At 59.0% G+C, this 20,359-nt stretch carries 9 protein-coding genes and 2 rRNA genes (1 of these 11 cut by a window edge); 6 read left to right on the forward strand and 5 right to left on the reverse strand.

Annotated features, from left to right (window positions below; translation table 11 throughout):
- Together I9H07_RS03385 and rrf are read left to right on the forward strand one after the other, a co-directional pair.
- Positions 1–622, forward strand: a 23S ribosomal RNA gene (locus tag I9H07_RS03385) (it extends 2,272 nt beyond the left edge of the window).
- A 156-nt stretch (positions 623–778) separates the two neighbouring features.
- Positions 779–894: ribosomal RNA gene (gene rrf, locus I9H07_RS03390) — 5S ribosomal RNA — on the forward strand.
- A 153-nt stretch (positions 895–1,047) separates the two neighbouring features.
- Here the strand turns inward: rrf and I9H07_RS03395 are convergent.
- Positions 1,048–1,971: a LysR family transcriptional regulator gene (locus I9H07_RS03395; RefSeq protein ID WP_236425499.1), complete on the reverse strand. Its 924-nt coding sequence runs from the start codon at positions 1,969–1,971 to the stop codon at positions 1,048–1,050.
- An 85-nt stretch (positions 1,972–2,056) separates the two neighbouring features.
- Here I9H07_RS03395 and I9H07_RS03400 point away from each other — a divergent pair, with 85 nt between their 5' ends.
- The 4 genes from I9H07_RS03400 (at position 2,057) to recD (ending at position 12,342) form a co-directional block, all read left to right on the forward strand.
- Positions 2,057–2,854, forward strand: coding sequence for an NAD(P)H-dependent oxidoreductase (locus I9H07_RS03400; protein WP_058825137.1), 798 nt, complete (start codon positions 2,057–2,059; stop codon positions 2,852–2,854).
- Between the two features lie 232 nt (positions 2,855–3,086).
- On the forward strand, positions 3,087–6,563 hold the full coding sequence (gene recC, locus I9H07_RS03405) for an exodeoxyribonuclease V subunit gamma (protein WP_236425500.1): 3,477 nt from the start codon (positions 3,087–3,089) through the stop codon (positions 6,561–6,563).
- Positions 6,560–10,252: an exodeoxyribonuclease V subunit beta gene (gene recB, locus I9H07_RS03410; RefSeq protein WP_236425501.1), complete on the forward strand. Its 3,693-nt coding sequence runs from the start codon at positions 6,560–6,562 to the stop codon at positions 10,250–10,252. The genes recC and recB overlap by 4 nt, the downstream gene beginning before the upstream one ends.
- Positions 10,249–12,342, forward strand: a complete 2,094-nt coding sequence (recD, locus tag I9H07_RS03415) for an exodeoxyribonuclease V subunit alpha (protein ID WP_236425502.1) — start codon at positions 10,249–10,251, stop codon at positions 12,340–12,342. The genes recB and recD overlap by 4 nt, the downstream gene beginning before the upstream one ends.
- A gap of 305 nt (positions 12,343–12,647) precedes the next feature.
- Here the strand turns inward: recD and I9H07_RS03420 are convergent, their stop codons facing one another.
- The 4 genes from I9H07_RS03420 to tssI form a co-directional block, all read right to left on the reverse strand.
- Complete coding sequence (locus I9H07_RS03420; protein WP_236425505.1) at positions 12,648–13,529, reverse strand: hypothetical protein; 882 nt, start codon at positions 13,527–13,529, stop codon at positions 12,648–12,650.
- A gap of 163 nt (positions 13,530–13,692) precedes the next feature.
- On the reverse strand, positions 13,693–17,472 hold the full coding sequence (locus I9H07_RS03425; RefSeq protein WP_236425503.1) for a toxin VasX: 3,780 nt from the start codon (positions 17,470–17,472) through the stop codon (positions 13,693–13,695).
- Entirely contained in the window at positions 17,469–18,026 is a 558-nt protein-coding gene (locus tag I9H07_RS03430) for a DUF4123 domain-containing protein (RefSeq protein ID WP_236425504.1), read from the reverse strand. Before I9H07_RS03430 ends, I9H07_RS03425 begins: the two co-directional genes overlap by 4 nt.
- Entirely contained in the window at positions 18,023–20,113 is a 2,091-nt protein-coding gene (gene tssI, locus I9H07_RS03435; protein WP_248957192.1) for a type VI secretion system tip protein TssI/VgrG, read from the reverse strand. The genes I9H07_RS03430 and tssI overlap by 4 nt, the downstream gene beginning before the upstream one ends.
- Positions 20,114–20,359 lie beyond the last annotated feature (246 nt).

Genomic DNA, 20,359 nt, shown 5'->3' on the forward strand with positions numbered 1-20,359 from the left:
TACGAAGGTGCGCTCAGACCGGTCGGAAATCGGTCGTAGAGTATAAAGGCAAAAGCGCGCTTGACTGCGAGACAGACACGTCGAGCAGGTACGAAAGTAGGTCTTAGTGATCCGGTGGTTCTGTATGGAAGGGCCATCGCTCAACGGATAAAAGGTACTCCGGGGATAACAGGCTGATACCGCCCAAGAGTTCATATCGACGGCGGTGTTTGGCACCTCGATGTCGGCTCATCACATCCTGGGGCTGAAGCCGGTCCCAAGGGTATGGCTGTTCGCCATTTAAAGTGGTACGCGAGCTGGGTTTAGAACGTCGTGAGACAGTTCGGTCCCTATCTGCCGTGGACGTTTGAGATTTGAGAGGGGCTGCTCCTAGTACGAGAGGACCGGAGTGGACGAACCTCTGGTGTTCCGGTTGTCACGCCAGTGGCATTGCCGGGTAGCTATGTTCGGAAAAGATAACCGCTGAAAGCATCTAAGCGGGAAACTTGCCTCAAGATGAGATCTCACTGGAACCTTGAGTTCCCTGAAGGGCCGTCGAAGACTACGACGTTGATAGGTTGGGTGTGTAAGCGCTGTGAGGCGTTGAGCTAACCAATACTAATTGCCCGTGAGGCTTGACCATATAACACCCAAGCAATTTGATCGAAAGGCCAGATTGCGGTGACTGTGGAGATGACACGAACCGAAGGTTTGCGTCACGAACAACACCTGAACGACTGACTGTCACATACCCGATTTGCTGAAGCGCGCCGCAAGGCACGACTCGGTACCCGAATTTCTTGACGACCATAGAACATTGGAACCACCTGATCCCATCCCGAACTCAGCAGTGAAACGATGTATCGCCGATGGTAGTGTGGGGTTTCCCCATGTGAGAGTAGGTCATCGTCAAGATTAAATTCCAAAAACCCTCATCGCTTACGCGTTGAGGGTTTTTGTTTTTATGGCGTTTGAAAAGCATTATCTCGCCCCTCATACACCCCCGTAACCGTCCGGCCAACTCAGCTACCCAGCCCCGCGAAGCCCGAACATGGTGTGCACTTGAATTTAAATGGGCTCTGAGTCGGAGGCTGTTTGCAACGTCGAGGCAATGAGGTTGCGTAGCCAAATATGGGCGGGATCTCGGTGCAATCGTTCGGGCCATAACATGAGCATTTCAAAACCCGGAATGACGAGTGGAGGCGCTTGGACGCGAAGTGCTGGCTGATCTCGCACTAGCCTTTCTGGCAATACCGCAACCAAATCGCTGTGTGTCAACGCTGAGACGAGCGAGTTGAAATTAGACACTGATAACACGACTCTTCGTTCCAGACCTTTAGCAGCCAGTGCCTGGTCAGTACTCCCAATGAATCCAGCGCCATTCGGTGACATGACGGCATGTTCAACAGCGCAGAACGCCTTGAGCGATAGCCTGGTTGCCAACGCGGGATGACCGCGCCGTCCTGCCAGCACATAGCGCTCGTGAACCAAAGACCGCTGACGCAGTTTTGGCGGCGCTTCATCGCGAGTGTGCAGAGCCAGATCGAGCTGACCGTTTTCCAGATCATTGGCAAGGCTAAGGGGATGTTTGTTCAACAGTGCCAAGCGGGTATTTGGGGCCAGGCGCCTAAGCGGCGCTAGCGAGGGCCAGACTAAAGCAGTCGCTGCGTAATCACTGGCAGCAACCCTCCACGTCTGATTGGAAAGTGCAGGCTCAAAAGTGGCACCAGGGCTCAGTGCGCCTTCCAAAGCTACCAGCGCTTCACGCAGTGGCCCGCGTAATTCACGGGCCCGCTCGGTAGGTGACATCCCTCGGGGCCCGGGGAGCAGCAATGGATCGTCCAGAACTTCTCGCAGCCTACCCAGTTGCAGGCTGACGGTCGGTTGAGCGAGATTGAGCAATCGCGCCGCCCGTGTCACGTTTTGCTCAGACAACAGCGCATCCAGCGTGACCAACAAATTAAGGTCTAAACGACGTAAGGTATTGTGCATGTAAATACCATATGTTTCTGAAATTCATTTCTATCATACCGGGTTAGTCGTTACGGTGAGGAATACATCCACTCGGAGCCTCCTCATGAAGCTACTGCTGATCTACGCCCACCCAGAACCCCGTTCGCTCAATGGCTCACTCAGGGATTTCGCGATCGCTCATCTGAAAACCGCAGGTCACGAGGTCAAGGTCTCAGACTTATACGATATGGGTTGGAAAGCTCCCATTGATGCGAACGACGCCCCAGGCTATGACAACGAAAAACCGTTCAACCCAGCAATAGAATCGCAGCGTGTATTCGCCGCCGGCACCCAACCGGCAGACATCGAGGAGGAGCAAGCCAAACTGTTATGGGCAGACGCCGTGATCTTTCAATTCCCCCTGTGGTGGTTCTCGATGCCTGCGATCCTCAAGGGCTGGGTCGAACGCGTCTACGCCTACGGATTTGCCTACGGTGTCGGCGAACACAGCGAAAGCCACTGGGGCGATCGCTACGGCGAAGGCAGCATGGCAGGAAAGCGGGCGATGTTGGTGGTCAGCATGGGCGGGTGGGAGTCCCATTACAGTGGTCGAGGGGTGAACGGTGCGCTGGATGATCTGCTATTCCCTATCCAGCATGGGGTGCTGTTCTATCCTGGGTTCACCGTTATGCCCCCCTTCCCAATCTATAAAACCGGCAAATTGGACGCTGCTCGGTTCGAAGAGCTATGCAAGGCATACGGCGCTCGGCTGGACAACCTGTTCGATGACAAGCCTGTGCAGTTTCGTCGCCAGAATGCCGGGGACTATGAAATTCCAACGTTGACACTTAAGCCACATCTTGCACCCGGACGTCACGATTTGGGAATCCATCTCTGTGAGGACATGGCGCCTGAAGGCTAGACGTTCGCTGGCAGGTGGTGACTGTTTTTTCTAAAGGTTGAGCATTCTTTACTAAGCCGGGCGACTGGTTGCCGCATCGCCGGTAATCGGCCTGGCTAAGCAAGACGGGATGCCCTGGCCCATATCACCCGCCCCCCGACAGTCATCCGGATCAACATGCATATGGCAATCCTGCGCGCTTGCCCTTATGGTTCGGCCTCAGGTTTCAATCGCACTGGTCAAGGAAGCAAGCATGCCCGTTACAACCTCTCTAAGCGCAGGTTTCATGGTGGTTCAAGGCAACCGCCCGGATGAACTGCGCAGTCTGGTTGTATCCTGGATGCGGCGATACCCCTTGTCGCCACTGGAGAACGAGATCGCTCTGGTGCAGAGCAATGGCATCGCGCAATGGCTCAAGCTGGCACTTGCCGAAGATGCTCAGGATGAAGACACCGGTGGCTGTGGTATCGCCGCAGCCATAGACGTTCAATTGCCCGGCAGTTTCATGTGGACGCTGTACCGAACCGTTCTTGGCCGTGATGAAATCCCCGAGACCTCGCTGCTCGACAAAGGTCCTCTGACCTGGCGTCTAATGCGCCTACTCCCTGCGCTCATCAACCAGCCGCACTTCGAACCACTGCAGCGTTTTCTGACCGACGACACCGACCTGCGCAAGCGCTATCAACTGTCCGAGCGCCTGTCCGATCTCTTCGACCAGTATCAGGTCTACCGCGCCGACTGGCTGGAAGACTGGGCCGAAGGACGCCATCAATTACGCGACGCCCGAAACCAGGCCAGACCTCTGACTGCCGCCAATTGCTGGCAGGCCGAACTGTGGCGTGCGTTGCTTGACGATGTCGGTGCCGAAGGCATGGCGCAGAGCCGGGCGGGTGTGCATCAGCGCTTTATCGAACGCATCGGCAACATGACCGAAGCCCCTCCGGGCTTGCCGGCACGCGTTATCGTATTCGGTATTTCATCACTGCCCGCGCAAGCACTTGAAGCGTTGGCGGGCCTGGCGAAGTTCAGCCAGGTACTGCTCTGCGTGCATAACCCCTGCCGTCACCACTGGGCGGACATCGTCGCCGACAAAGACCTGTTGCGCCATCAGTACAAGCGTCAGGCGCGCAAGACCGGAATGCCGATGGTGCTCGATCCACAAGCCCTGCACCAGCACGCTCACCCGCTGCTTGCCGCCTGGGGCAAGCAGGGGCGTGACTACATCAACCTGTTGGACAGCCATGATGATCCGCGCAGCTATCGTTCGTCATTCAAGGACGAGCGCATTGACCTGTTCAGTGAAGTCGAGCCCGCCAACCTGCTGAACCAGTTGCAGGACGACATCCTCGAATTGCGTCCACTGGATGAAACGCGGGAAAAATGGTCAGCAGTCGATCCTCTCGAAGATCGCTCGGTGCGTTTTCACATTGCCCACAGTGCCCAGCGTGAAGTGGAAGTGCTGCACGACCAGCTCCTGGCCAGGTTCAGCAAGGACCCCGACCTGCGGCCGCGTGACGTGATTGTCATGGTCCCGGATATCGACAGTTACGCGCCGCATATTCGCGCAGTGTTCGGGCAGATCGACCGTGATGACCGGCGCTTCATTCCTTTCACCCTGGCTGACCAGGGGCAACGCGGCCGTGAGCCTCTGCTGATCGCGGTCGAGCATTTACTCAAGCTCCCCGACAGTCGTTTTCCGGTCAGCGAAATCCTCGACTTGCTGGACGTTCCGGCATTGCGTGCGCGCTTCCGCATTCAGGAGCGCGACCTGCCGACGCTGCACCGCTGGATCGAAGGCGCGGGCATTCGTTGGGGGCTCAATGCTCAACAGCGTGCTGGTCTGGGATTGCCCGATGCGCTGGAGCAGAACAGCTGGCATTTCGGCCTGCGCCGCATGTTGCTGGGCTACGCAGTGGGTGCCGGTATGGCCTATGACGGTATTGAACCCTACGACGAAATCGGCGGGCTGGATGCGGCCTTGATCGGTCCTCTGATAGCCTTGATCGACGCCCTTCAGATTGCCCACTCGCAATTGTCTACACCCACCACGCCGCAAGAGTGGGGCGCACGTCTGCAAGCGCTGCTGCAACTGTTCTTTCAGGCCGAAAGCGAGCATGACGACTACTTGCTGGCTCAGTTGGAAACACTGCGCGAGAACTGGCTGGAAACCTGCGCGACCGTCGGACTGATCGACGAACTGCCGCTGACGGTAGTTCGTGAAGCCTGGCTGGCCGGTCTTGATCAGGGGCGATTGTCCCAGCGCTTCCTGGCCGGCTCGGTGAATTTCTGTACGTTGATGCCGATGCGCGCCATCCCGTTCAAGGTCGTCTGCCTGCTGGGCATGAACGACGGTGACTACCCTCGCGCTCAACCCCCGCTGGACTTCGACCTGATGGGCAGCGATTACCGTCCTGGCGATCGTTCGCGGCGTGAGGATGATCGCTATCTGCTGCTCGAAGCGCTGCTGTCAGCCAGGGATCAACTGTACGTCAGTTGGGTGGGCCGGAGCATTCGTGACAACAGCGAGCGTCCTGCGTCGGTGTTGATCGGCCAGTTGCGTGACCACCTCGCCAGCGGCTGGAAACTGACAGGCGAAACCGATGCTGCCAGCCCGCAGGACAAAGGCGAGCGCCTGCTCAAAGCCCTGACTGTGCATCATCCGCTACAACCGTTCAGCGCCAGTTACTTCCATGCAGGTACAGGCTATTTCAGCTTCGCCCGGGAGTGGCGTTTGCTGCATGAAACAGAGGCTTCGTTGCCTGCCCCGAGTGAACTGCCACCCCACGTACAGGAAGAGCCGCTGACCGTCGCGCAATTGCAGGACTTCCTGAGAAATCCGGTGAAGCACTTTTTCAGTCAGCGCCTGAAGATCTATTTCGAAGTGGCCGAAGCGCCTCTGGCCGATGAGGAGCCGTTCGTACTCGATGCCCTTGAGCGTTACGGGCTCAGTGAAAGCCTGCTCAGCGCCGCCATGGCTGCACCTGACGACATTGACGCCGCCCTCCACGCGCAAGCGCTGAAACTGCAGGCCAGCGGTTTATTGCCGCTCGCCGGTTTTGGCACTTGCCTGCAGGACGAGCTGATCGAACCGCTGCCGGATGTGCTGAAGCGTTACCACGATGTGTTGGCGCTCTGGCCCGAGACGCTGAGCAGCGCCTTGCCGATCAGCTTCGTCCATGGCGCAGTCAGCATTGATGGCTGGCTGGGAGGATTGCACCGCAATGCCAATGGCGACCTGTTGCTGGTGACGGCGATACCCAACAGCATCGGCTCGAAAAAGACCCGCAAATGGCACCGGCTGATTCGTCCGTGGGTGAATCATCTGGTGGCCTGCGCCTGTGGGCTGCCATTGAGTACTGCGTTGGTCGCCAGTGATGAAAGCCTGATGCTGGAGCCGCTGGAAAAAGACGCTGCCATGACCACCTTGAATCACCTGCTGATGGCCTGGCTGCACGGCATGCAGCAACCGCTGCCGGTGGCCGTCAAAACCGCGTTCGCCTGGCTGGGACAGCCCGCCGATAAAGCTGAAGCTGCTGCGCGCAAAGCGTACGAAGGCGATGGCCAGACCACTGACGGCGAGCGCCGCGAAAGCACGGCACTGGCCCGGCAGTTCCCGGATTTCGATGCGCTGACGGACAGCGAAGAGTTCGCTGGCTGGTGCGAGACGCTCTACAAACCGATTTACGACGCGCCCTGGCAATCATTGTCCGGCGGGGAGGGTGGTGCATGAGTAATCAATCACTCCCTCTGGCACTGCGCTTTCCATTACGCGGCAGCCAGTTGATCGAGGCCAGCGCCGGGACTGGCAAGACATTCACCATTTCCGCGCTATACCTGCGCCTGGTGCTTGGCCATGGCGCCGAACCGTCAGGTTTTGGTCGTGAACTGCTGCCCCCGCAAATCCTGGTCGTGACCTTCACGGATGCCGCAACCAAGGAACTGCGCGACCGGATTCGCACCCGGCTGGCTGAGGCCGCTCGGTTCTTTCGTGATGAGATTTCAGCGCCAGATGGTCTGATCGCCGACTTGCGCGAGCAGTTCGATGCCGAACAGTGGCCTGCCTGCGCCAGCCGACTGGACATCGCCGCGCAGTGGATGGACGAAGCTGCTGTTTCGACGATTCACAGCTGGTGCCAGCGCATGCTGCGTGAACACGCATTCGACAGTGGCAGTCTGTTCACCCAGACGCTGGAAACCGATCACAGCGATTTGCTCGGCGAAGTGCTGCGCGATTACTGGCGGCGATTCTGCTACCCCATGAGTGGCGACGCGTTGACCTGGGTGCGGGAAAACTGGAGCGGTCCGGCGGCGCTGTTGCCGCGCGTGCGAGGCCTGTTTGGCCGCGAACGCAATACGGACAATCGAGAACCCGCCGAACTGATTGAAGCATCATTGCAGGAGCGTCGAGCTGCATTGGTCGCCCTGAAAGCGCCGTGGGCTGCTTGGGCAGACGAGCTGTACGCAATCTGCCAGGACGCCGTCGCACGCAAGGTGGTCGATGGTCGCAAGATGCAGGAGCGTTACTTCAAACCGTGGTTCGAAAAACTCTCCGCATGGGCCGCCGACGCGCATGAAGAAACGCTGGATCTGGGCACCGGCTTCACGCGCCTGACGCCAGAAGGTATCGCTGAAGCCTGGAAAAGCGATCCGCCTTCGCACCCGGCGTTCGAGGCGATGGCCGGGCTCAAGGCTGCGCTCGACGCGCTGCCGAAACCGGATGCTGCGGTATTGCAGCATGCCGCGCAGTGGGTCAGCACGCGCTTTGAGGAAGAGAAACGCCGACGCGCCGAAATGGGGTTCGACGACATGCTGCTCAGGCTCGACGCTGCCTTGCGTAGTGCTGGCGGCGAGCGTCTGGCGACCCTGATCCGCGAGCAGTTTCCGGTGGCGCTGATCGATGAATTCCAGGACACCGACCCGGTTCAATACCGCATCTTCGAGAGCATCTATCGTCTTGAAGACAACGACGAGCAAACCGGCCTGTTCCTGATCGGCGACCCAAAGCAGGCGATCTACGCGTTTCGCGGGGCCGACATCTACACCTACCTGCGCGCCCGTCATGCTACCCAGGGTCGATGGCACACACTCGACACCAACTTCCGTTCCAGCCACGCGATGGTTGAGTCGGTCAATCATGTCTTCCTGCGCGCAGAGCAGCGCCCGGAAGGGCGTGGCGCATTCCTGTTCCGCGAAGGCGGCGACAATCCGGTGCCGTTCTCCAGTGCGCTGGCCCAGGGCCGTAAAGAGGCGCTGGAGCTCGATGGCAGCCCACTGACGGCGTTGACGGTCTGGCACCTGGAAAGCGAGCAGCCGGTGTCTGGCGTCGCCTATCGACAGCAACTGGCCGCCAGTTGCGCCAGCGAGATCGTGCGCCTGCTCAACGCTGGCCAGGAAAACCGTGCTGGCTTTGTCGCGCCTGACAAGCCACTGCGCGGGCTGCGCCCGGCTGACATCGCGATTCTGGTCCGCGACGGCAAAGAGGCGCAGGCTGTGCGCAGTCAACTGTCGGCACGGGGCGTGCGCAGCGTGTACCTGTCGGACAAGGATTCGGTGTTCGCTGCTCAGGAAGCCCACGACCTGTTGTCATGGCTCAAGGCCTGCGCCGAACCGGACTCCGAGCGCACGCTACGGGCAGCGCTGGCCTGTATCACGCTGGACCTGCCATTGGCCGAACTTGAGCGTCTGAATCAGGACGAACTGGCATGGGAGCGGCGCGTCATGCAGTTCCGCCTGTACCGCGACATCTGGCGCATTCAGGGCGTGCTGCCGATGCTGCGTCGTCTGCTGCACGACTTTGCCCTGCCGCAGACACTGATCTCGCGTACCGACGGCGAGCGCGTGCTGACCAACCTGCTGCACTTGTCCGAGTTGCTGCAACAGGCCGCTGCGGAACTGGATGGCGAACAAGCGTTGATTCGCCACCTGAGCGATCACCTGGCGCTGTCCGGTCAGGCGGGAGAGGAGCAGATCCTGCGTCTGGAAAGCGATGAGCAACTGGTCAAAGTGGTGACCATTCACAAATCCAAGGGGCTGCAATATCCGCTGGTGTTCCTGCCGTTCATTTGCTCGTCCAAACCGGTCGATGGCAGTCGTCTGCCGCTGCAGTTTCACGATGCCGAGGGCCGGGCGCAGATCAGTTTGCAGCCCACCGAAGAACTGATCCAGCAGTCGGATAACGAGCGTCTGGCCGAGGACCTGCGTCTGTTATACGTCGCACTGACCCGCTCGGAACATGCCTGCTGGCTGGGCGTCGCCGATCTCAAGCGCGGCAATGCCAACAGCTCGATGCTGCACCGCTCGGCGCTGGGTTACTTGTTGGGCGGCGGCGTAGCGTTGCCAGAGTCGGCGGCCTTGAAAATCTGGCTACGTGAACTGGCCGAGGGCTGCGCAGCGATTGCCTTGCAGCCAATCCCGGAGACCACCGCTGACAGCTTTATCGCGCCCCGCAACGAGGCTTCGCTGGTCGAGTTACTGTTGCCCAAACGCCGTGCTGCCGAGAACTGGTGGATCGCGTCCTACAGCGCTTTGCGGATCGGCGACACGGTGACCGCCGGTGCCGACGAATCGCCGGACAGCCCGCAGGCCCAGAAGCTGTTCGACGATGAACGTCTCGACCCTGAAGCGTCTCGCGATATGCTGGCCAGCGGCGGTGATATCCACCGTTTTCCACGCGGCCCGAACCCCGGCACCTTTCTGCATGGCTTGCTGGAGTGGGCGGGCAACGACGGTTTTGCGCGCACGGCGCATAACCCGGAGCTGATCAGGGATGCCGTTGCCCGTCGCTGCACCCGACGCGGCTGGGCTGGCTGGATCGAAACCCTGCGCGATTGGCTGCATCATCTGCTGAACATGCCGTTGCACCTTTCGCCAGAGACCACACCGGTGGCACTGGGCGATCTGAGTCAACCTAATCAGTACCGCGTAGAGATGGAGTTCTGGTTCGCCAGCAACCACGTCAATGTGGCGCAAATGGACGCCTTGGTACGTCGCTTCACTCACGACAATGCGCCGCGTGCCGCAACCGAAACCGTCTCGCTCAACGGCATGTTCAAAGGCTTCATCGACCTGACCTTCGAGCATGAAGGTCGTTACTACGTCGCCGACTACAAGTCCAACTGGCTGGGCGCCGACGACGATGCTTACACCGGGCTGGCGATGGAGGCCTCGATACTCGACAACCGCTACGACCTGCAATATGTCCTGTACCTGCTGGCGTTGCATCGGCAGCTCAAGGCGCGGCTCGCCGATTATGATTACGACCAGCACATGGGTGGCGCGCTTTACCTGTTCCTGCGTGGCAGTCGCTCTGCCTCTCAAGGTGCTTATTTCACGCGCCCGCCTCGCGAACTGATCGAAAGCCTGGACTTGCTGTTTCAGGGCAAGCCGTTACCGCATGACCTGTCGGGAGCATTGGCATGAGCCGCACGTTTGACGACCTGTCGCCCTCTGCGCTGGACGATGCCGGCCTTGCCGAGCTGAGTCCGCTGACCAGGGTCGACGACCTGTTGATGCTCCTCGAACGCTGGGTCGAGCGCGGCTGGTTGCGCGCACTGGACCGGGCGTTCGTCGCGTTCCTTGGCGAACTCGATCCGCAGTCCGATCCGTTGGTGCTGGTGGCTGCGGCGTTTACCAGTCATCAGCTTGGCCACGGTCATGTCTGCCTTGACCTCTACGAGACGTTGAAAGAACCGGACTTCGCCTTGTCGTTGCCGCCCGAAGGCGATCTGCAAAGCACACCCATGCTGTTGCCATCGCAATTACTGGCGGCACTGGACGGTGCGACCTGGTGCGAGGCCCTGGCCCGCAGCACGCTGGTGGCCGAGGTGGGCGATTCCAGTGCCGAGGCGCTGCAAAAACCGTTGGTGCTGGCGGAGCGGCGTCTGTACCTGCGCCGCTACTGGACCTACGAACGCCGTATCGCTACGGCCCTGCGTCAACGACTGGCACACGCCGACGCTGCGCCAGAAGACCTGCCGCAGCGCCTGGACGCGTTGTTCGGGCCTGCTGATTCTGCGCCGGACGCCGTCATTGACTGGCAGAAACTGGCCTGCGCGCTGGCAACTCGTCGAGCATTCAGCATCATTACCGGAGGCCCTGGCACCGGCAAGACCACCACTGTTGTGCGCTTGCTGGCGTTGCTTCAGGCACCTGCCGTGCAGCGCGGCCAGCCGCTACGCATCAGGCTGGCCGCCCCGACCGGCAAGGCAGCGGCACGTCTCACCGAGTCCATCAGTCAGCAAGTACAGAGCCTGGATGTCAGCGCCGAGGTGCGACAGAAAATCCCCAGCGAAGTGACCACCGTGCATCGCCTGCTGGGCAGTCGTCCCGGTACTCGGCACTTCCGTCACCACGCCGGGAATCTGCTGCCACTGGACGTGCTGGTCGTCGACGAAGCATCCATGATCGACCTGGAAATGATGGCCAATCTGCTCGACGCGCTGCCGCCCCATGCACGCATGGTTCTACTGGGTGACAAGGACCAGTTGGCCTCGGTTGAAGCGGGCGCAGTGCTGGGCGATTTGTGTCGCGACGCCGAAGAGGGGTTCTACAGCCCCGACACCCAGGCCTGGCTTGAAGCCGTCAGTGGCGAAGACCTGAGCAAAGGATCGCTGCAACCGGGTGATGCGCAACAGCATCCCTTGGCCCAGCAAGTGGTCATGCTGCGTCACTCACGCCGCTTCGGCCAAGGCAGCGGCATCGGCCAACTGGCCCGGCTGGTCAATCAGCAGCAGGACAAGCAGGCACGTGCGTTGCTGTCGGCTGGCAGTCACGCCGACCTGTTCGCCTTGGCGCTCAAGGGCGAGCAGGACTTCAAGTTCGAACGACTGGTGCTGGACGGCCTTGGCAAAGGCGAGCAAGGCCCGCAGGGTTATCGGCATTATCTCAACGTGCTGGCCGCCGAACGTCCTGCGCAAGGCTCGGCACTCGACGACGCGTGCTGGACGCTCTGGGCGCGCTCGGTGCTGAACGCTTTCGACGCATTTCAGTTGCTGTGCGCTGTGCGCAAAGGTCCGTGGGGCGTGCAAGGCCTGAACCAGCGCATCACCCACGCACTGTTCAACGCTGGCCTGATCGAAAACGAACAGCAGTGGTACGAAGGCCGCCCGGTGCTGATGACCCACAACGATTACGGCCTCGGCCTGATGAACGGTGACATCGGCATCACCCTGCGATTGCCCGAGCGTGACGGCGACGGCAAACAAGTCCTGCGCGTCGCCTTCCCGCGTAACGACGGCACTGGCGGAGTACGCTTCGTCCTGCCCAGCCGCCTCAACGAAGTGGAAACCGTGTACGCCATGACCGTGCACAAATCCCAAGGCTCGGAATTCGCCCACACCGCCCTCATCCTGCCCGAAGCGCTCAACCCGGTGCTGACCAAAGAACTGATCTACACCGGCATCACCCGCGCCAAACACTGGTTCAGCCTGATCGAACCCCGCCAGGGCATCTTCGAAGAAGCCCTGCGCCGCAAGGTCAAACGCCTGAGTGGGTTGATGTTGGGGCTTTGAACCTGCCAACGCCCGTGCCCAATCGGGCTGCATCGTGAAGGCCCCGAAAAGCTGGCTTCTTCCCGGGGGCGTAGCAGCGAACTTGTTCGCGATCTGCCGGGAACCGGCAGTAAAGCCGGTGCATGCGGTACATCCGACGCAACCGAGATCACCGATGACTATCGTGCCAATGCGCGTTGGCACGCGTCCCTTGACGCTCCGTGTCACAGATATCCAGCCTTGCGCTATATCAGGCGTAACTGAGGTTGGAGTTTTGCCTTTACCCGACCTCGAGCAACGCTTCGCTACAGACTTTACACAACACCTCACACGCCATAATCCACATACCGCGCCATCAGATTGGGGCGGCTAAATGTGTCGATGGCATACACCCGCTGCCACATCGCGCCGACCTCGGCTTTGAACGTGCCGTTGTCCATGTCGATCCAGTAGCGCGGGTTGCGGCCGTTTTGCTGGTCGTAGCTGGCGGTAACCGGGTCTAAATGCCGGTACGGTTCGAACAGCGGAATGTCCGGAATCGGACCGCTGACGTCCATGTAGTTTTGCAGAAAGTCCCAGAGCGCGCAGGGGCGTTGCTGGAAGTCGTCGGGACCGAGCAATGCGTGAAAGTTGATGCGCTGATCTTCGTAGCGATGCTGGAGTAGCAGGCCATAGTACGATCCATGGCGATCACGCGTGGTAACCATGTAGGCATCGAACTCGTAGAACGGGGCGATGAACTCGTCGATTACTCCTTCTTTTCGGTGGCGTTTGTAGTCGAAGATCGTGACCAGGCCGGTTCTGCGGTTGAGCTCCCAGAGTGGGCCTTTTGGAGGACGGAACCAGATTTTGGGGAAGTGATTTACAACGATGTGGCCTATGACCCAGCAAAGTAGAGGAGGGAGAGAAATAAAGTAGCCGCCTCCAATAAGTGTGTCGAAAAAATCAACTTTTGTGTAGGAGTTTCTCGAGGCGATATACATCATAAGTACTATAAGTACATGGAATGGCGTAAATATTAGAAATGACCATTTTCCACCAAGATACGCGTAAATCCAGATTTGCGAATTCATAGGGAGCTGTGCAAAGCGCAGACGCTCGTGATCGTATTTTTGATGAAGGTCTACTCCTTCAAACGGCGAGGGAGGAGACGCGTCGTCATCTATCTTCTCCCGCTTCCTCTCGTTGAGCTTTTCCTCAAGGCGCATTTCAGTTGGAGTTGGCTCATTAAAAATACTGTCAGGTGCTATTGCCTTGGTATGTCCCCAAGGCAAGCGTTTGCCTTGGAAAGACTGCGCAGGCGGGGTTGACTGGAGTGGCGTACGGCCCAGTATGAAACTATCGGGTCCAAAATAGTGGTGTGCCTCTGATTTAGTCATTGGCGGGGGCCTTATAGGTCACTTCATCGGCCCAGAAAGGCTGATTGATTTTGGTGAAGTTAGGGCGCGACCAATCTTGTCCGTACTGGGTCGGATCCCTAAGCGGCGGAGCGGGGAAGTAATATTTTTCTTCACCGTCGGTTATGATGAATTGAGCTCTCACAGCCCATTGGTAATAGTGTCTACTGCTGCCAGTCGGTGAAAAATTATTAATAGGCGTAATAAAGAATAGTTCAAGTGCGTCAGCGTACAGGCGCTGTGCCTTGGGTGTTTCAGGTCTATCAGCGATATCAATATGTGCGCGATAGGGAACACCCTGATTGTTGATTCTTTCAGTGACACGACACTGCCTGCATTCAGCTTGAATACTGAAGTTCTCAAGATTGTCTATGAGTCCCGGCAAACGACTCTGCAGACGAATTACTGTGTCTGCGCTGCGTATGGCGTGCGGTAACTCAGCATGGGAATCAAATTTGGCATGTGGCTGATAATACGGATTTTTTTCAATGGAGATGCTTATGCCGGCTAGCAGGCTGGTCAGTCGATAGAACGCCTCTGATGGGTCTTGCAAATATCGATCGATAGAATTGCTTTCGCCGAATGGACCGTTTTCCAGCCAGGACTCCAGCGGAGTTGAGCTAAGTATTAAGACCAAACCAACGCCTACGCCGATCAGCAATAGCGCAGCCCAGCCAAGCATAGTAAGTTTCAGAAGGGGAGCAGCCGCTCCAAATAAAGTTCCTAGTGAGCCTGCTAACCCGCCAAAAGAAATCAATAAATATCCGTACAGCGCTTGATCGTTCCATTGCCAGGCATACCATGCATCAACGGCATTTGCTGCGGATAAAAACCAGCCAGAAAAGAAAAGACCTACAAGCCGGCCAGTAACCTTTTCGGTAAGCTTTTGAGCTAAGGTTTTTCCCAAAAAGGTCGCTGCCTTTTCCGACGAAATATTGAACAAGGTTTTTCTAGCTGCGGAAATCGAAGATTGTTGACCTGCTAACTTGACTGCCAAGGCTTCCAACGCTATCGCAAAATCCAGACCAGCACCGAATATGCCTAAATCCGTTCTAACTGCGCCTTTCTCCCTAACCGCCTGCTCCCACGCAGATATTTCCGAACTCACATTCCAAACCTCCAACATCAACACCGCCAGGCAAAACGGCGTCGACGCCAGCACCCTATAAACCGCCTTGTTCTTCTGCGAGTCCAGCCCTTCTATTGCTTCACTCAGCCCGCTTTTCGCCCGGATATGAGCCACTTCCGCATCACTCACCTTACCTGCCGTTTCCCGAGCGTTTTTCAGCGTTCGGTTCATGTCACCGACCACCTGCGCAGTCTTGTGCCCGCGAGGTATCACCAGTACCCAATTGTCGCCCGTGGGCAGGCGGGTCGGGGGCGGCGGGGCGATGTCGCCGAAGGGGCTGCCGTCGGCGCGCAGGTATTCGCCATACCGTGTCTTTGGCAATGATTCCCGGCCGGGGAGGTCTTCCAGGCCGAATACGTAATGCTGAGGCGTAACCTGATTGCGGGGGATCAGAAAGGCAGCGCCGAAATGCTCGGGCATCATGCTGCGCAGCTGTTGCACGCCGCGGCCCTGGCGGTTGATGTTGATCTGGTGTGCGTTGGCACCGAGTCGCTCTTGCATGTGGGCCAGCCGGTCAGTGGCGGACCTGGCTTTGGTATTCGCGCTTTGCACATTGCCTTTGGCTGATGCGAGCGCCTGGCTGGCCTTGTCGACTGCATGTGCTGCGCCGTCTGCGGCGCTCTGCAGATTTTCGAAGATCCCGACCAGCGCGGCCGTTGTGGCTTTGCCGTTGTTGATGAGAAAGAAGCTCTGCAGGCTGTCGCCTTCCAGCAGGTTGGCCAGCGTGGCGGCGTCCAGCGTGACTTGAGCGACGGGATCGGGCGTTGGCCTGTTCTCGAAGCCCGCGAGTTCGGTGGCCCGGAAGCGGCCATCGCCCAGGTTTTTATCGCCCTTGACTGGCGTCACATATGGCGCGCATGCGATTTGCAGGTCGCACTCGGGCCACAGCATCGTGTGCAGAGGCGAGGCTTCGTCGCTGGCGATACCGTTCAGAAACTTTTGTCCCGGACTCACAGCCTGATCCCAAAGACCAACACCGGTGACCGCATCCACAATGTCGCCACCGGGTGCCAGCGGATCGAGATTGGAGGGCACCAGCGCGACGCTCGCCAGTGTCCGGCTCAACTCGTACAGTGCCGCCACGTATTCAAAGCCGTTCAGACTCAGGTGGTCGGCCAGCATTTGCACGGTGCCGGCTTGCTTCAGGCTGTCGACCAGCGCGTCTTGAGCGCCGATCATGTGCCGCCAGACCATGGCGCGTTCAATGGTGGCGGTGCATTGATTGATGGCTTGCCTGCCGGGCTCATGCAGCTTCGCCATTGTTGCGTGCAGCGGGTTTTCCTGGCCGCGAATACTGCGCGGCACGACCAATTGTTGTACCAGCAGCGCGCTGGCGTGATGAGGTTGACGAATGGCCTGTCGGGCGCACAGGCCGAACAGTTGCTGGCAAGTGTCGACGCGTTGTCGCAAATGACGCAGCCTAAAACACGCATCGTCCAGCAGCACGCCGCAGACCTGACGCTGCCGCGCGTTGCTCAGTACATCTACTGAATTTGTCTGGGCTTCCCAGAGCGTATACGTATCGTTGGTTTCACCATCTGTTTCAACCGGTAAGCTGGCCAGCAGCGCATCGGCCATTGCCGTCGGTTCCAGATGCTTGATGCCCTGAACGGTCGTGCCTCTCGCAGCCTGTGCCAGAAAGGCTTTGGCTTCTCTGAAAGACTCGACTGGAAACTGCCCCGACAGATCACACAGATAGCGCGCCGGATGATCCAGCAACCGTTCGTAACCGGGCTGTCGAGCGCGCTGCGGGGCCGCCAGGCTGACCGGGAAGGCGCCTTGCTCCAGATTCAGGCGAGTGGCTTTGACCTGAGCGAGGACAGCCTGGGCCGTATAATCCTGTGCATCAAATTCGGAAAACGCCTTAAGCATCGCCGCGCCATCGGGCCTGCCTTTGTAGAGGTCTGTGAAGCGCTCTTTCGAGCAGCTCAGGTCAGGGCTTTTGCAGCGCTGTGCTCTCAGAGCCGCATCGTTCTCCAGGCGCTCAAGACGCGGCGCGCTGAGCTGTATTTCCGAGAAGCACAGTTGCAGATCCTGCACACGTCGGTTGTTGCAGATTGCCGGCAGCCAGATGTCTTCGAGTGCTGCGCCGGTTGCTTTGCGCTCGCCGGCCAGGAAACCGTCTTGCTGACGATAACGGGCGACGTCTATGTCGTGGTAAGTGCTGCCGGTTTCGCTGACTTGAATCTCCAGTTCACGCCACAGCCTCTCTTGATAAAACACGTACACGTAACCCGCGCGAGCCAAAACGGGCGTGCCCAGGTCGTACACGGTCTTTGAACCAGGCAGTGGCACGAATGGCAGTACCGGCACGATCTGGTTGAACTGCGCATCGGCCTGACGCGGCGTTACTTGCGGATTGCTGAGCAGGGGCAGGCGAATCGGCTCGCCTTCGATAGTCGCGATCTGCAGATGCAGGTGCGCGCCGTCGATGTGATCCCAGACCTCCAGGACGCTGCTGTAAAGCGTGTGGTCCAGCTTTTCCGGTTGTGACGGATAAACCTGATCACCTTTGGCGCTGACCAACAGAAGCTGTTGCTGGTCCGGATGATCCTTGCCCACGATCTGGGCGATCAGCTTCCCCGTTTCGCAGGACGGTCCTGCGCTCAAGCGGCTGGCGGTCATTGTGGAAATTCCTTGTTCTGGCGACGCAGTGCTTGTTCTTGACGCGGGCTCAAAGCCAAAGCCATCGAAGGCTGCGGCGGTGCCCAGCGAGAGGCGTGCGGATTATCGATGCTGATCCAGCGCTGGTTGCCTTGAGCGAGGTCCGCCCAGGTTCCGCCATGCCAACAAAGTCGAGAAATGGGCCCCAGCCACTGGGCGCTGGATTGCGGTGTTTCAGCGGTAAAGAAATAGCTGGCAGTCACTGGGTGTGAATAGCGTAAAACGCCTCGGCGTATCCCCTCGAACCGGACAACCAAAATGTGCCTGAGATGAGCGAGCACGACCTCGGCCGGTGAAGCACTTTCGACGATCAGGCCGGGCCAGCCTTCGGGCGTTTCACGAACGATGTCCAGTAGTGAATTCTGGCCGGACGCATCCAGCAATATGGGGCTTTTCTCCCGGTAAGCGGCCAGTTCGGTCTTGTCGAACAGCAGCGTTGGCGCAGGGTCTGGCAGCGTCTGGTAAAGCCTTTCCAGTAGCGAGTCAGTGCGTTCCAGCAACAGATAGATGCTCATTGCTCGCCTCCCGGCTGCAATGCTTTTCGACAGCCACAATCGGCAAGCGGGCAGTCCGCAGGCGTACCCCCCTTCGGTTTTTGGCAGAGTTCGACGATGGGGCCAGGCCCGCTCAGCCGTTGCATCAGCAATTGCCCCGGGCTGGTGTCGTCGAGCAGCTTCAGGAGCCCAGGCAGCAGCGGTATCACGGGTGTCCCGACGGTCGGCTTGCCCCCTGAGTTGAGCTTTATTTGCGGCCCGTTCACGGTCACGCCGCTGGCGTCGATTTTGATGAAGGAGCCGCCTGCGGAGAAGGTGATTTCCAGACCCGCCTCGAGCACCACGGTGTCGCCAGCCTTGAGGTGAACTTCCTGCCCGGCCTCCGCCAGCAATCCATCGCCCGCTTTGATGTGCTGCGTTGCGCCGACCGTCAGGTGATCGTTCATTTTGACTTCAGTCAGCCGGTCGCCATCAACGGTCCGATGCTCCTCTGCCTTGAACTCGCTGTAGCTATTGGCTGCAACCCGGTCATAGCGCTCATGGCCGACGTTGATTGTCTGGTCATGCCTGATGTGTTGCTCCCAGTCGCGCTGGGCATGAACGTAGATCTGCTCCTGACCGGCCCGGTCCTCGATGCGCAGTTCGTTCGAGCCCTCGCCGCCGGGGCTGCTCAAGGTCTTGAATACACTGCGCGTCTGATGCGCAGGCAAATCGTAGGGCGGCACGTGTTCGGTGTGGTACAGGCAGCCGCTGATCAGCGGCCGATCGGGGTCGCCCTCAAGAAAGCTCACCAGCACTTCCATGCCGACTCGCGGGATGACCATGCCACCGTAACGATGGCCGGCCCAACTGGAAGCAACCCGCAGCCAGCAACTGCTGCCGTCATCGCCCTGGCCTTCGCGATCCCAGTGAAACTGCACCTTGACCCGGCCGTGCTTGTCGCAGTGAATTTCCTGATCTTTCGGGCCGGTGACCACGGCAGTCTGGCTGCCGAAGATCCTCTGTTTGGGGTGACGCAGGGAAGGGCGGTACGGCGCGTTCCCTGGCGTGACCAGAAACGTATTGCGATAGCCCTGGTGAACGTCGCCATCGCCCTTGCCGGGCGGCGCGGACTCTTCCAGCACCTGCGGCTGACGGCCCTCATGGCGGACTTCGGTCAGTAGCCAGAGGTCGTTCCAGCCTTGGTTGGGGTGTTCGCTCAACTGTAGAAAATGACCGCTGACCAGTAGCGGCTGATCACTTAGCCCTTCTCCGAGCCGGTAATCGTGACGGTGCCGTTCAAGCGCGCGTTTGGCCAGATGGGCACCCCGATCACGGTGGGTGAAACCGCCGGGATAATCGTAGTGCTCAAGGTCTGGATAGTCCTCATCCTGTGCCGCGCCTTCCATTGTCAGGCGTGGTTTTTCAAAATGGTAATCACGCCGGGTAGCGCGACTGGAGCGGGTTTCCAGGCGCAACTGGAAATGCCTGATCACTGGATCGTCGGCCGCCATCCCGGTGTCCTGCTTGTAGACCACCGGTTTCTTCAGTTCCGGGAATACCGTCTGGTCATCGCCAAACACTAGCTGATGCGCTGTCGGGCTGTGTTCAAAGTGGTAATGCAGGCCTTCTTCTTCGCACAGTCGCTGGATGAAGTGCAGATCCGACTCGCCGTACTGCACACAGTACTCACGCTCCGGGTAAGGTGCGCCGAGTTGGAAGCGGTAGGCGTTTTCCGTCAGACGGTGATCTTCCAGCACCTGCGCGATGATCTGCGGCACCGTTTTGTGCTGGAAAATGCGTTGATTGGTGCGATGGCCCAGTCGGGCCAGATGCGGTCGCAACGTGATCGTGTAATGCGTCAGTCGCGTGCCGGAATCGCCTTCTGCGATGCGATCAATCAACCCGTGGATGCCGCCGCCATCAGGCGCAAATTGCAAGAACGCCGGTTGCCCGAGCAGGCTTTCCAGATCCAGCGATGCACGTTCGCAGACCAGCTGCTGTGTGAAGCAGAAGGGCTGGCTGATGGCTTCGTGGCCGGTGAAGGCCAGGACCTCGAAGCCATGATCAATGCCATCGGGGCTGTCGATGCGCAAACTGAAGCGTGGCGGGTTGGCAGAAGCGAACATCCAGGTATCTCCGCAGTAATGGGCAATCGCGCCCGTTAAACTGCGGAACTCATTACAAGAACGGTGCCATCAGGATTTTTTCTATACAGATCAGTTGCTTAAGAATCGACTGGCAAAAAATCAGCAAAAAACAGGGAAAATCTGCGCAGGATATTGCGCGCCTTCAACGCTACCTTGCGCGGTATCCCGACAGGCCGGTAAGCCGGGCCCTCAGGCCTGAAAGCGGGCTGTAATGCGAACTTGATT

This window comes from Pseudomonas syringae (assembly GCF_023278085.1).
In the GTDB taxonomy this organism is placed as follows: Bacteria; Pseudomonadota; Gammaproteobacteria; order Pseudomonadales; family Pseudomonadaceae; genus Aquipseudomonas; species Aquipseudomonas syringae_Q.

Excerpts from the sequence above, each read along its gene's own strand:
- I9H07_RS03395 (WP_236425499.1), bottom strand. The coding sequence starts at position 1,971 with ATGCACAATACCTTACGTCGTTTAGACCTTAATTTGTTGGTCACGCTG.
- I9H07_RS03400 (WP_058825137.1), top strand. The coding sequence starts at position 2,057 with ATGAAGCTACTGCTGATCTACGCCCACCCAGAACCCCGTTCGCTCAAT.
- recC (WP_236425500.1), top strand. The coding sequence starts at position 3,087 with ATGCCCGTTACAACCTCTCTAAGCGCAGGTTTCATGGTGGTTCAAGGC.
- recB (WP_236425501.1), top strand. The coding sequence starts at position 6,560 with ATGAGTAATCAATCACTCCCTCTGGCACTGCGCTTTCCATTACGCGGC.
- recD (WP_236425502.1), top strand. The coding sequence starts at position 10,249 with ATGAGCCGCACGTTTGACGACCTGTCGCCCTCTGCGCTGGACGATGCC.
- I9H07_RS03420 (WP_236425505.1), bottom strand. The coding sequence starts at position 13,529 with ATGCGCCTTGAGGAAAAGCTCAACGAGAGGAAGCGGGAGAAGATAGAT.
- I9H07_RS03425 (WP_236425503.1), bottom strand. The coding sequence starts at position 17,472 with ATGACCGCCAGCCGCTTGAGCGCAGGACCGTCCTGCGAAACGGGGAAG.
- I9H07_RS03430 (WP_236425504.1), bottom strand. The coding sequence starts at position 18,026 with ATGAGCATCTATCTGTTGCTGGAACGCACTGACTCGCTACTGGAAAGG.
- tssI (WP_248957192.1), bottom strand. The coding sequence starts at position 20,113 with ATGTTCGCTTCTGCCAACCCGCCACGCTTCAGTTTGCGCATCGACAGC.